At 48.3% G+C, this 12,520-nt stretch carries 12 protein-coding genes; 10 read left to right on the top strand and 2 right to left on the bottom strand.

Annotated features, from left to right (window positions below):
* Positions 1–36: 36 nt before the first annotated feature.
* Both ABHN01_RS03645 and ABHN01_RS03650 read right to left on the bottom strand, forming a co-directional pair.
* The gene (locus tag ABHN01_RS03645) at positions 37–498 is read right to left on the bottom strand and encodes a universal stress protein (protein ID WP_429874406.1); all 462 of its coding nucleotides are present in this window, start codon (positions 496–498) and stop codon (positions 37–39) included.
* A gap of 227 nt (positions 499–725) precedes the next feature.
* Positions 726–1,832, bottom strand: a complete 1,107-nt coding sequence (locus tag ABHN01_RS03650) for a CdaR family transcriptional regulator (protein ID WP_429874407.1) — start codon at positions 1,830–1,832, stop codon at positions 726–728.
* Between the two features lie 146 nt (positions 1,833–1,978).
* On the opposite strand from ABHN01_RS03650, the gene ABHN01_RS03655 reads away from it, so the two are divergent.
* From ABHN01_RS03655 to ABHN01_RS03700, 10 genes are all read left to right on the top strand, one after another.
* Positions 1,979–3,133, top strand: a complete 1,155-nt coding sequence (locus tag ABHN01_RS03655) for a glycerate kinase (RefSeq protein WP_429874408.1) — start codon at positions 1,979–1,981, stop codon at positions 3,131–3,133.
* On the top strand, positions 3,130–4,260 hold the full coding sequence (locus tag ABHN01_RS03660; protein ID WP_429874409.1) for a 2-keto-3-deoxygluconate permease: 1,131 nt from the start codon (positions 3,130–3,132) through the stop codon (positions 4,258–4,260). Before ABHN01_RS03655 ends, ABHN01_RS03660 begins: the two co-directional genes overlap by 4 nt.
* Before the next feature lie 28 nt (positions 4,261–4,288).
* Positions 4,289–5,575, top strand: a complete 1,287-nt coding sequence (gene larA, locus ABHN01_RS03665) for a nickel-dependent lactate racemase (RefSeq protein WP_429874410.1) — start codon at positions 4,289–4,291, stop codon at positions 5,573–5,575.
* Positions 5,538–6,377, top strand: coding sequence for an ATP-dependent sacrificial sulfur transferase LarE (larE, locus tag ABHN01_RS03670; protein WP_429874411.1), 840 nt, complete (start codon positions 5,538–5,540; stop codon positions 6,375–6,377). The genes larA and larE overlap by 38 nt, the downstream gene beginning before the upstream one ends.
* A 14-nt stretch (positions 6,378–6,391) precedes the next feature.
* A complete protein-coding gene (larB, locus tag ABHN01_RS03675; RefSeq protein WP_429874412.1) occupies positions 6,392–7,087 on the top strand; it encodes a nickel pincer cofactor biosynthesis protein LarB in 696 nt (231 codons plus the stop codon).
* Positions 7,068–7,967: a LarC family nickel insertion protein gene (locus tag ABHN01_RS03680; RefSeq protein WP_429874413.1), complete on the top strand. Its 900-nt coding sequence runs from the start codon at positions 7,068–7,070 to the stop codon at positions 7,965–7,967. The genes larB and ABHN01_RS03680 overlap by 20 nt, the downstream gene beginning before the upstream one ends.
* Positions 7,968–8,583: 616 nt before the next feature.
* Complete coding sequence (locus ABHN01_RS03685) at positions 8,584–9,609, top strand: TRAP transporter substrate-binding protein (protein ID WP_429874414.1); 1,026 nt, start codon at positions 8,584–8,586, stop codon at positions 9,607–9,609.
* Positions 9,610–9,634: 25 nt separating this feature from the next.
* A complete protein-coding gene (locus tag ABHN01_RS03690; protein ID WP_429874415.1) occupies positions 9,635–10,189 on the top strand; it encodes a TRAP transporter small permease in 555 nt (184 codons plus the stop codon).
* Positions 10,186–11,460, top strand: a complete 1,275-nt coding sequence (locus ABHN01_RS03695; RefSeq protein ID WP_429874416.1) for a TRAP transporter large permease subunit — start codon at positions 10,186–10,188, stop codon at positions 11,458–11,460. The genes ABHN01_RS03690 and ABHN01_RS03695 overlap by 4 nt, the downstream gene beginning before the upstream one ends.
* Positions 11,461–11,479: 19 nt before the next feature.
* Entirely contained in the window at positions 11,480–12,505 is a 1,026-nt protein-coding gene (locus tag ABHN01_RS03700; protein ID WP_290398041.1) for a C-terminal binding protein, read from the top strand.
* Positions 12,506–12,520 lie beyond the last annotated feature (15 nt).

A 12,520-nucleotide genomic window follows, 5' to 3' on the forward strand; every position in this document is an offset into this window, starting at 1 on the left:
ATCGCTAGGTCAGTCTAGCCGGCAAGCTTTTTTGTCCTATTTCGTTACCAATACCGGGCAGCTGGCTTCTGACAGTACTCTTTGGCTGACACTGCCGAGAACCAAACGCTTGAAACCGCTGAGACCGCGGCTGCCCATAATAATCAGGTCCATGTCATGGGTGGTGGCATAGCTGCAGATGGAGCGTGCGGCTTCTCCTTCGAGCAGTTCGGTTTTCACACTGATAAATGTCTCTGGAACAGCGTCTCTCGCTTTTGCCAACAGCTCCTCTCCATGGCTTTTCTCCATGGTGGCGGCCTGTCTGACTTCCTGTTCGATCGAATCCTGATAGGCTGCCATCGAATATCCTTCTCCATATAGCGGATAAGGCGTCTCGTTCAATACGTGGGCGAGCGTCAATTCAACACCCAGGTTCTTTGCCAGCTCGATTCCATGTTCCAGTGCCTGCTGGCTTCCTTCCGATCCATCGAGCGCCACAAGAATTTTTTCATACTTCATGATCGTTCTCCTCCTTTTTTCTAGTGAAAATAGCAGTGAGAAGCATTCGTGTATGTTTTTATCCAATGGCTTGGCGGTAAAAGAAATGTTTATACTTTTCCATTACCTAATCCGGCAGGTTTTAAACCCCTGCCTTAAGGTGCAAGGTGATTCTTTATGCGACTGCTTCAGCATGACATCGATTTATTGAAAGAGAGGATGACTCAAACTTTGTGCCATCCTCCTTTTTATGAAATATGAGCTCCCTTTTCCTTTTTTTCCAAGAGCCATATCGCCATTTGCAGCGTTAGGGCATCCCTAAAACTCCTGGGGTCATAACCAGTTTGTTCTTTAATTTTATTGAGCCTGTAAATCAATGTATTTCGGTGAATATGGAGGCAGTCTGCCGTTTTCTGCATGTTAAGGTGATGTTCAAAAAACACCTGAAGAGTTTCGATAAAAGGGCGCAGCGACCGGTGGAGCACGCGCTGGAGGAGCCTTGTTCCTGCTGCCGTTTCTGTCTGATAAATAAGAGCTTTTGCTTCAAGTTCGGCAAAAGAGACCACTTCCTGATTGCTATTGCTGATTTCAAGCGCAAGAGAGCAATCTTCATAGGAGCGGTGAAACATTTGAAGATCCGCATAAAGGGTACTGAAGGCCAGGCGGAAGGTCAGTTTAAGAAATTTCAGCACTTGATAAATCGCTTCTATTCTCTTGTGGACGATTTCATCTTTCATACCGGATAAGGCGATGCATAATCGGTTGGTGTTCACAAAGCCGATCAGGCAGCCGGCTGCACCGGCTGCTTTTTCAAGTTGTTGAAGAATGATCGTATCGGAAAGAGAACGGTCCTCCAGCTGAATAACCAGGGTATGATAGGGAGGAGCAAGTTTAATTTGAAGAAGGTTAAGCCGGCGCTCGATATGTTCCATAGCAGGGTCTTCTTTAAGAAGGTTTTCGATGATCATTTCTTTCGTGCGCTGCTGCCACTCTGCCTGTGTAGCCATGTAGGCCTGTTTGATCAGAAGTTCGGTTGTCATTTTAACAAGTCCCCCAAAATCCCTCATTTCCTCAGGATCTCCAGTAATTCCGATCACACCGACAATTTTTTCATCAAAAATAATAGGGAGGTTAATGCCGGATTGTGCTCCTTTCCATTTTCCCTCATGATCCGTCGGTATTGTGAAAGGCTGTTTGGTCTGCAACACCTCGAGTGCCCCTTCATGCATGTGATAAAGGCGGGACGGGTCGCACGAAGCAATGATAATTCCTTTGCTGCTCATAATATTGACGTTTCGGTTTAAACGGGCAGACGTTTCCTTGACGATCATCTCGGCAATTTCCGTTGTGAGCATAACAGCCTCCTTTAGTTAAATCATACAAAAGAATCAAATATTAAACCTGTGTTTCTGGTTGTTTTGACCATAGATTTCTAATATTCAGATAAGTATAATATAAAAAAATGCAAACTGAAAGCGTTTTCTAAAGAGGAGGTTTAATGATGAAGATTGTGATCGCTCCCGATTCCTATAAAGGAAGCGTATCAGCGGTGGAGGCGGCAGAAGCTATTGAACGGGGGGTCAGGAATGCCGACCCTTCCATCCAAACGATCCTTGTTCCGGCGGCCGACGGTGGTGAAGGAACGCTGGACACATTGGTTTCAGCAACGGGAGGAAGGAAAAAAACTGTACGGGTAACGGGTCCGCTTCACAATGATCTGAATGCTGAATACGGCATTTTAGGAGATGAGAAGACATGTGTCATCGAGATGGCTTCTGCCTCAGGCCTCTGTCTTGTTTCTCCTGAACACCTTAATCCTCTGACAGCGACGACATACGGTACAGGACAATTAATGAAACAGGCACTGGATGACGGGTTTCGTTCCTTTGTGTTGGCCATAGGAGGCTCTGCTACAAATGACGGCGGAGCGGGAATGCTTCAGGCATTAGGTTTAAAGTTCCTGGATGAGAACGGCAGCAGCATTCCATTCGGTGGCGGTGAGCTTCATAAAATAAAAAAAATAGATCTTTCCGGCTTCGATCAGCGGGTCAAAGAATGCTCTTTTCTCATCGCCTCAGACGTGCAAAATCCGCTCGTCGGCAAGGAAGGCGCATCAGCCGTATTCGGCCCGCAAAAAGGGGCAACAGAAGAGATGGTGAAAATTCTCGATGATAACCTTGTCCACTGGGCGGACCTGGTGGAGCAAGCGACAGGAGTCAGGCTTCACGATATGCCTGGTGCGGGAGCCGCAGGGGGCATCGGGGGTGCGTTTCAAGCGTTCTTTCCGGCACAGATGAAGCGGGGAGTGGATGTTGTCACCGAGTATGCCGGGCTGCCGCAGGCTTTGGACGGAGCCGACTTGGTCATCACGGGTGAAGGAAGGGTCGACTACCAGACAGCTTCAGGAAAAACACCGATGGGGGTCGCGCAGCTGGCCAAAGAGAGTAATGTTCCAACCCTTATCCTTGCCGGATCCGTCGGAGAGGGTACAGAAGTTCTCTATCAATACGGAGTCATCAGTATCACAAGTATGATTCAGCAGCCATTATCACTCGGGGAGGCCATGAAGCGTGCGCCTCAATTGCTGGAGTATAGTGCAGAGCAGCTCGTAAGAACGTTTATTCAGCCAAACGGAAAGCGAGGGTCTAGACGATGAAGCTTAAACAAACGATTGATAGAGTGCCCGGCGGTCTCATGGTCGTGCCGTTATTGTTCGGTGCGCTGCTTAATACGATCGATCAGCTTCACCTTCCTCCTGTGATGAAATTTTTAGAGTCACTTGGTGTAGCAAAAACACCGGAAGGCTATTACGAGTTTTTGAGAATCGGCGGCTTCTCGCAGGAACTGTTTAAAGACAGTGCACTCGTACTGATCGCTCTGTTCCTTTTTTGTGCAGGAAGCCAGATGAATTTACGGGTTGGAGGAGCGGCTCTGAAAAAGGGAGTGCTCCTCGTTGTTTCCAAATATTTGACGGGCCTCGTTATCGGTCTTCTGTTTGGCTACTTTTTTAACCCGATGGACGGTCTCTTCGGGTTGTCCACAATGGCCATTATTGCTGCGATGACGAACGGAAACGGCGGAATGTATGCCGCGCTGACAGGCCAGTATGGAAATCGGTCCGACGTTGGGGCAGTAGCAGTTCTCTCCTTGAACGATGGCCCGTTTTTTACGTTAATGTCATTGGGCCTTCTGGGATCCAGCTTTCCGATCATCGCTTTCATTGCCGTTCTGTTGCCGATCGCGATCGGGATGATTCTCGGAAATTTGGACGAAGATATTCGCGACTTTCTTAAAGCGGGAGAGATCCTGCCTGTTCCGTTCTTTGCCTTTGCTCTCGGAGCCGGTATGAACCTGGCTAGTTTCTTTAATCCTTCGGTCGTTACAGCGGGCCTTACGATCGGGGTCTTAACTACGGTTCTTACAGGATTCACAGGCATTCTCGTGTTTAAATTATTCAGGGAAAACAGCTATATCGCACCGGTTTCTGAAGCTTCCACCGCCGGGAACGCCGCCGGCACGCCCGCTGCCATCGCCGCGGCAGCCTCCGTTGCAGCGGGATCGGGAATGATGAGTGCAGCAGAAGCCCAGTCCTACAAGGAAATTGTCAACATAGCTACGGCACAGATCTCCATCGCCACGTTGACGACCGCTATTTTATGTCCGATCGCTGTCATTTTAATGGACAAGTATCAAAGAAGAAAAGGAATCAATGGCCGGCTGGAGAAGTTTGAATTGGAAAGCAGCTCCAGCCAGGAGGAACGTGTTCCCCCGACCACAGCCTGATCAGCTTATTTAGAAGGAGAGAGCGTAAATGGAAACGACCTTGTTATATGGAAAAGAAGGACTGAAGCTCCGTTTGCCTGAATCCGCTTTTATTGTGGAGCCAAACAACCTAGCTGGGCTTGAAGATGATGAACAGGCTCTGCTGGAATCATTGCGGAAACCAATCGGCACGCCGCCGCTGAAAGAAATGGTCAAACCGACGGATCGAGTGGCGATTGTCATCAGTGACATTACAAGACCTACACCGAACGACAAGCTTGTTCCGCTGTTGATCAAGGAACTGGATCACGTGCCGCTTCGGAATTTTGTCATCATTAACGGAACGGGAACCCACAGGGACCAGACGAGGGAAGAGTTCGTTCAGATGCTCGGCGATTGGGTCGTGGACAATGTCAGGATCATCAATAACCAATGCCATGATAACGAATCCCTTGTGAATTTGGGAAGAAGCCGGTTCGGCTGTGATGTGTGTTTGAACAAGGAGTATGTGGAGGCTGACTTCCGCATCGTTACCGGATTTATTGAACCTCACTTTTTTGCCGGCTTTTCCGGCGGCCCTAAGGGAATCATGCCTGGCATTGCCGGAATTGAGACCATCATGACGTTCCATAATGCGAGAATGATAGGAGATCCGCGTTCCACCTGGGGGAATATGGTGGATAATCCCGTTCAGGAGATGACCCGCGAGATCAATCAAATGTGCAAACCTCATTTCATGCTGAACGTGACCTTGAACCGGGAAAAAGAGATCACGAATGTGTTTGCCGGTGAATTGTATGAAGCCCATGACAAAGGCTGCGCGTTTGTGAAAGAGCATGCCATGATTCAGTGCGAAGAACGGTTTGACGTCGTCATTACCTCAAATTCGGGTTATCCGCTTGACCAAAATCTGTATCAGGCCGTCAAGGGGATGAGCGCCGCCCATAAGATCGTAAAAGAAGGGGGAACGATCATTATTGCTTCTGAGTGTTCAGACGGGCTGCCGGATCACGGAAACTACTCAAAGATCTTTCAGTTTGCCCAAACACCTCAAGCTCTGCTTGATCTGATCAATGATCCGGAGTTTAAGATGTTCGATCAATGGCAGGTGCAAAAACAGGCGGTGACCCAGGTATGGGCGGATGTTTATGTATATTCAACACTCACAGATGAACAGGTGAGAGGAGCCATTCTTGAGCCCACTCATGATATCGAAGGGACTCTTGAGGCGCTGAAAGAAAAGTACGGACCGGGAATGACGATTGCAGTATTGCCGCTAGGGCCGCTTACCATTCCTTATGTCGAAGAACGGAGGGGTCACATTGCTGCACACTAAGTTTGAGAGACTGGAAGAGATTTTACGTGAGATGAAGACGGTTGTTGTTGCTTTTTCAGGCGGGGTCGACAGTACCTTCCTGCTGAAGGTGGCGCTTGATACGCTTGGCAGGGACAACGTGCTGGCGGTGACCGCCGATAGCGAGACCTACCCTTTTGAAGAGCTGGAGGAGGCGAAACGGCTAGCATCCCTTCTCGGTGCCAGGCACCAGATCATTGAAACGTCAGAACTGAGCATTCCAGGCTACTCCGAAAATACGTCCAACCGCTGTTATTTTTGTAAAAAGAGCTTGTTTGAGCATCTCATACCGATCATGCAGGAGCACGGCTATGAAAACATGGTGTTTGGCCTTATTGCCGATGATATGGGAGAACACCGGCCCGGCACAAAAGCAGCGAGGGAATATAACGTACGGGGTCCGATTCAGGAAGCGGATCTGTATAAGAGTGAAATCCGGGAGCTTTCTCAAGCCATGGGTCTGACTACGTGGGATAAGCCTTCTTTCGCGTGCCTCTCTTCACGGATTGCGTATGGCGAAGAGATCACCATTGAAAAGCTGCGGAAGATTGACCGTTCAGAACAAGCCATCCGCGCACTTGGCATCCGCCAGGTACGGGTGCGCACTCACGGGGATATGGCCCGGATTGAAGTGGAGCCCCAAGAGATGCCAAAGCTTCTTCATCATCATGAGGAAATCACCTCCAGGCTGCAGGAATTTGGCTATATGTACGTGACGATGGACCTTACCGGCTATAAGAGCGGAAGCATGAATAAGGTCCTTGCCGAAGCAAAAACAATGTGAGAGGGGCGGATCGGATGAAAAAGTTTGAAGACTTGGGCTTCAGTAAAGTAGATCTGGATCGCGAGACGCGTACAGGCTATCCCGAGGTCATTTACGGAGAAGGGAAGACGGCGGAACAAATCGAGCAGATCATGGCGACGCTGATTGAAACCCATGGCAAGGTGATGGTTACGAGGCTATCAGAAGAAAAGGCAGCTGTGTTAACGAAAGCCTATCCGGATGCACATTATCATGCGGTTTCACGGATTCTTCTATACGGTTCACCAAGGGATAAATACGGCGGTGATGTAATGGTGCTATGTGCAGGCACATCAGATCTTCCTGTTGCCGAAGAAGCGGCAGTTACGGCGGATTGGATGGGCTGTAATGTAAACCGTCTGTATGATGTCGGTGTCGCAGGCATCGACCGTTTGCTTGCCTACCGTGAGGAAATCACAAAGGCCAGTGTGCTTATCGTCGTGGCTGGAATGGAAGGGGCACTGCCGAGTGTCGTAGGAGGCATGGTTCAGCGGCCCGTCATTGCGGTTCCGACTTCTGTCGGCTACGGGGCACATCTGCAAGGATTGACGCCGCTTCTCGCCATGCTCACTTCCTGTGCTTCAGGCATGAGCGTCGTAAATATTGATAACGGATTCGGGGCTGCCTACCAAGCGGCGCTGATTCTTAAACTTGCCACAGAGGGGGTCCAGCATGAAACAGCTCTATCTTGATTGCCAGTATGGGATATCGGGCGACATGACCTTGTCTGCGCTCATTGATTTAGGAGCAGACCTTGCTTATATTACGGAGCATTTAAAAAAATTGCCGATCGATCCGTTTTCTATATCGGTGAAACGGGTCGATAAAAGAGGAATCTCCTCCAATCTGCTGGATCTTCAGTTCAGCGCGGCTGAATTGGTGATGGCAGGTGTAAATACAGATGCAGGACATCACCATGACCATGAAGAAGAAGGCCATTCCCACCATCATGCCCACTCTCATCAAGGGCATTCGCACAGCCAAGACCATTCTTCGCTCAGCCACGGGCATTCGGACAGCCATGAGCATTCGCATGACCATTTACATACCCATCATCACCACCACGAACATCGCAAAGCATCCACAATTTTAGAGATGATTCGAACGAGCGAACTGCCTGCTAGGGTAAAAGACAGGAGTCAAAGGGTCTTTGAAGTGATCGCTGAGGCAGAAGGTAAAATTCACGGGATGGATCCAAAAGAGGTCCATTTCCATGAAGTCGGGGCGATGGACTCCATCATTGATATTATTGGCGTCTGCCTGGCTCTTGAAAGTCTGGAGATTGATAGAATTACAGCCTCACCGGTGCCGACAGGCCATGGGAAAGTCAAGATGGCTCACGGACTCTATCCGATTCCGGCTCCAGCCACTGCGGAAATCCTGAGAGGAGTTCCTCTTGAAGATTTTCATGTAAGAGGTGAATTAACGACGCCAACCGGGGCTGGCTTTCTAAAAGCTTTAGCGGATGATTATGGATACATGCCAGCGCGCGCCATCGACAGGATCGGCTACGGCGCCGGCCAGAAAGATTTTGAGCATCCGAATGTCCTGCGTGCTATTTTATTTGAATGATAGTTTACCTGATTTCGCTGATGGGCCCGTTTTATGAAAATGATGTGTTCTGTGAGTAAATGGTGGAAAACGGTGAGTAAACTCTGACTTTCCGTGAATAAGTCATGTCGAACCGCAAGTAACGCTTTAGGGCATAAGTGAGAATATTCAGATCGATCAATTATGGCTGGATCCCAAAAACACCTCACAAAAAGGAACCTCAGCCGTCTGAGGACCCTTTTTCGGTGCTCTATGAAGCTCTTATTTAGAAACGATCTTTCTCATCGACTCTGCAACGGATTCCTTCCGTACTTACTTTTAAAATAAAAATAGTACAATATCTCTAGTTTTCAGAAAAGCAAAAAAACAAATTGACACACTTTGACACGATGTACTATGATTATCACAGAAAATGAAAACACAGAACTGAGTTTTATATTATAAAACAACCAAGGCATTGCACCCAGAGAAGAACGTCCAACGCACATTCTATTGAGGGAGCAATGCCTTTTCTTCGGAGAATAACGAGAACTTGGTTTTATAATGTAGAACAAAATCACCTGAGAAGTAAAAAAACAAATTTTTTTGCGCAGAGATGTTACCGCTTTCAAAAAACAAAAAAGGATGGGTGAGCTCCATGAAGTTAAAGAAAGGTTTAGGGGTTATGATGGTCGCGGCATTATTATCATCTCTTTTGTTATCAGGCTGTGGAAGCCAGTCTTCATCTTCCTCCTCAGGAGAAAAGACAAAGACGATCAAAATCGCCAACTACTTTGCTAAAGATCATCCACAGAACGTAGCACTCAGGGAGAAGTTCAAGCCGATGGTGGAAAAGGAATCGGGCGGTACGCTGAAGGTTCAGATCTACGATAACAGCACGCTTGGGGCGGAAAAGGAATTTTACGACGGGGTGCGAAACGGCACGATTGAAATGGGGATACCGGGGCTGATCATGCAGGCCGATATTGAAAAAATGGCGGTGCCGGAGTGGCCGTTTCTTTTTAAGGACTATGAACATGTGAAGAAGGTACTGAACGGGCCGATCGGCAAGGAGCTTACAGAAGACATGGAAAAGAAGCATGGAGTAAAGCCCCTGGCATGGAGCGCAAATGGGTTCAGGATGTTTTCGAGCAACAAAGCCCTTCAGGACATGAACGATCTTAAAGGGCTTCGGATGAGGATGCCAAATATCCCTAACTATATCAAGCTAGGGAAGCTGCTGGGGATGAATGTGACGCCGATGCCGATTTCTGAAGTGTTTTCTGCTCTCGAACAAAAGGTGGTGGATGGCCAGGATAACCCTGTGGCTACTTTACGGGCGTCCGGCTGGTATGAGGTTCAGAGCAATGTACTGGAATCCAAGCATATGTTTAGTCCGAACATCTACATCATTAACAGCAAATTTTTCAATGGACTGTCCAAAAAACAGCAAAAAATCATTGAAAAAGCATCCAAATCCGCTGCTGACTATGAATTTGGCCTGATGGAAAAAAGTTATGATGCTGATAAAAAATTCCTGTCAGGCAAAAACGTGAAATTTACAACACCTGATGCAGCGTTCGAAAAGAAAATGGAAGATGCAGCACAGCCGATGTACGACGAATTCTACAAGCAATATGATTGGGCCGAGGATCTCGTTAAAAGGATAAAAGCTGAACAATAAGATCGGGATGAAAGGAGGGAAAAAGATGGAAAAGGTCTCAAAGTACTTAGAAAGACTGCTGAATATATTTATGGCCGCAGCATTGGGGATGATGGTCATTCTTGTATTTGGAAACGTTGTATTGCGCTACCTTTTTAACTCAGGGATTACATGGTCGGAGGAAATGTCGCGGTATTTGTTCATATGGCTCACATTCCTCGGTGCGATCGGTGCCTTTAAAAGCAAGGAGCACCTGGGGGTAGACATGCTGGTCAGGCGGTTGCCCAAGGGAGCAAAGAAAGTAGTACTCGTAATCAGTGATCTGCTCATGCTGTTTGTTCTCTTCCTTGTTCTTGAAGGCAGCTGGAAAATGACCATGATCAACATGGACAGCAAAGCGCCTGCTACTGGCCTGCCTCTTTCCTTTGTTTATGGGACCGGAATTCTGGTCAGTGTGGCGATGGGGTTGATCCTTATCAACAATCTATACAAAGTGCTATCCAACAAGCTGCAGGAAAAAGATCTCATCCTGATCAGCGATTCAGAAGAATTGATAGATTTTCAGGAAAATGAACTTGGGAAGGAGGAGAAACAAGCATGATTGGAGTGTTTATTGGTTCACTGCTCGGAACGATGGCACTTGGAATGCCTATAGCGTTTGCGCTGCTTTTAAGCGGTGTTGCACTTATGTTCTTTCTTGGCATCTTCGACAGCCAGATCATTGCTCAAAACTTAATTAACGGAGCTGACAACTTTCCCCTGATGGCCATTCCTTTCTTTATGCTGGCAGGTGAAGCCATGAACGCCGGCGGCCTTTCTCAGCGCATCGTCCAGATGGCCATGTCGATGGTCGGACATATCAGAGGCGGCCTCGGTTATGTGGCTATTATTGCAAGCGTTTTATTTGCCAGTTTGTCAGGATCTGCTGTTGCTGATACCGCTGCATTGGGAGCAATCTTGATCCCGATGATGGTGAAGAGCGGCTACGATGTTAACCGTTCGAGCGGACTCATTGCCTCGGGGGGGATCATTGCACCGATCATCCCGCCAAGTATTGGTTTTATCATATTTGGAGTAACGAGCGGAGTATCCATCACCAAGCTTTTCATGGCTGGAATTGTGCCAGGAATGTTGCTGGCAGTTGGGCTTTGTGTGACATGGGCCATTGTCGCACACAAGGATAAGGTCAAAGTTCAGCCCCGTAAATCGATGAAAGAAATCCTGATCTCGATGAGAAAAGGGTTTTGGGCGCTTCTATTGCCGGTCATTATTATCGGCGGCCTGCGCGGCGGTATTTTTACACCGACTGAAGCAGCGGTTGTTGCGGCCGTATATGCTCTGTTCGTCGGACTGGTCATCTACCGTGAACTGAAAATTTCAGAGCTTTACGGCATCTTGGTGCGGTCGGCAAAAATGACAAGTGTCGTAATGTTTCTTGTTGCCGCAGCGCTCGTATCCTCGTGGCTGATCACGGTAGCTAATCTGCCTGCTCAAGTCATTGGGCTGCTCGAGCCGCTCATGGACCATCCGCTGCTCATCCTATTAATGATCAACCTGCTAGTCATTCTGATTGGGACAGCGATGGACATGACCCCGACGATTCTTATCCTTACCCCTGTTTTAATGCCTGTTATCCAGCAGGCGGGGATTGACCCTGTTTACTTCGGGGTTCTGTTTATTATCAATAATGCGATCGGCCTCCTGACTCCTCCGGTGGGTACAGTATTGAACGTTGTTTGCGGAATCAGCAAGATCAGTATGGAGGACATCATGAAAGGGATATGGCCGTTTCTTCTGGTGGAAGTGATCGTGCTGGTCCTGCTGATCTTATTCCCGTCCCTCGTTATGGTTCCGCTTGGATGGTTTACCTGATTAATAAGGAGTGAAAGTTATGAGCAAGTTTAAAGTGGTAGTCACAGACTGGGAATATGATGATCTGCGGTATGAAGAAGCCGTTTTTCATCTCTATCCCGAAATTGAACTGGTTGCGGCACAATGCCGGACAGAAGAAGAGGTCATCGAGGCGTGCCGGGATGCGGACGCACTGGTGAATCAGTACGCTCCCATCAGCAAGCAGGTCATAGAGAAGCTGGAAAAGTGCAAAGTGATCACGCGTTACGGTGTCGGTGTAAACACGATTGATCTGGATGCTGCGACTGCAAAGGGAATCTGTGTCGCCAATGTCCCGGATTATTGTATGGACGAAGTGGCGGACCATGCGCTGGCTCTTCTGCTTTCTGCCAAACGAAAAGTCGTGGCCGCTAACCAAAACGTGAAGAAGGGTCTGTGGGATTTTAAAGTCACCCAGCCGATCCACCGTCTTCGCGGCCAGGTGCTCGGGCTTGTAGGCTTTGGCAAGATTCCGCAAAGCCTTGCTGAGAAGGCCAAGCCTCTCGGGTTTAAAGTGGTGGCTTTTGATCCGTATTTTTCAAAAGAAGATGCGCTGAAAAAAGGGGTCGAACTCGTCAGCCTTGAGGAGCTATGCCGTATATCAGACGTCATTTCCGTACACGCTCCGTTAATGGATGGAACGAGAGGGATGATCAATGCCTCACTGTTTTCCGTGATGAAAGACACCGCTCTTCTCATCAACACTTCCAGGGGGCCGGTCGTGGATGAACAAGCCTTAATCGATGCATTGGAATCAGGAAAAATCGGAGGTGCGGCTCTGGACGTGATCGAAGAAGAACCCATCTCTGCCGGTCACCCGTTCCTCTCTATGGAAAACGTCATTTTAACACCGCATGTCGCGTGGTATTCCGAGGAAGCAGCAAAAGAGATGAGGACGAAAGCGGCGCTGGGAGCCGTCGATGTGCTGATGTGCAAGGAATATCCGAAGTATCTCGTCAACGTTCAAGTGAAAGAGCAATCACACCTTAAGTCCAGTCAGCCGGAAAGCCGTTATGTGATGAGTTAGCCATTTCAATTCAAG

It is taken from the genome of Fictibacillus sp. NRS-1165, from assembly GCF_050468105.1.
Taxonomy (GTDB): domain Bacteria; phylum Bacillota; class Bacilli; order Bacillales; family Fictibacillaceae; genus Fictibacillus_C; species Fictibacillus_C terrinigri.

Coding starts and splice junctions, on each gene's coding strand:
- larA (WP_429874410.1), top strand. CDS start 4,289: ATGGAAACGACCTTGTTATATGGAAAAGAAGGACTGAAGCTCCGTTTG.
- ABHN01_RS03690 (WP_429874415.1), top strand. CDS start 9,635: ATGGAAAAGGTCTCAAAGTACTTAGAAAGACTGCTGAATATATTTATG.
- ABHN01_RS03655 (WP_429874408.1), top strand. CDS start 1,979: ATGAAGATTGTGATCGCTCCCGATTCCTATAAAGGAAGCGTATCAGCG.
- ABHN01_RS03645 (WP_429874406.1), bottom strand. CDS start 498: ATGAAGTATGAAAAAATTCTTGTGGCGCTCGATGGATCGGAAGGAAGC.
- ABHN01_RS03700 (WP_290398041.1), top strand. CDS start 11,480: ATGAGCAAGTTTAAAGTGGTAGTCACAGACTGGGAATATGATGATCTG.
- ABHN01_RS03650 (WP_429874407.1), bottom strand. CDS start 1,832: ATGCTCACAACGGAAATTGCCGAGATGATCGTCAAGGAAACGTCTGCC.
- ABHN01_RS03660 (WP_429874409.1), top strand. CDS start 3,130: ATGAAGCTTAAACAAACGATTGATAGAGTGCCCGGCGGTCTCATGGTC.
- ABHN01_RS03695 (WP_429874416.1), top strand. CDS start 10,186: ATGATTGGAGTGTTTATTGGTTCACTGCTCGGAACGATGGCACTTGGA.
- larB (WP_429874412.1), top strand. CDS start 6,392: ATGAAAAAGTTTGAAGACTTGGGCTTCAGTAAAGTAGATCTGGATCGC.
- ABHN01_RS03685 (WP_429874414.1), top strand. CDS start 8,584: ATGAAGTTAAAGAAAGGTTTAGGGGTTATGATGGTCGCGGCATTATTA.
- ABHN01_RS03680 (WP_429874413.1), top strand. CDS start 7,068: ATGAAACAGCTCTATCTTGATTGCCAGTATGGGATATCGGGCGACATG.
- larE (WP_429874411.1), top strand. CDS start 5,538: ATGTCGAAGAACGGAGGGGTCACATTGCTGCACACTAAGTTTGAGAGA.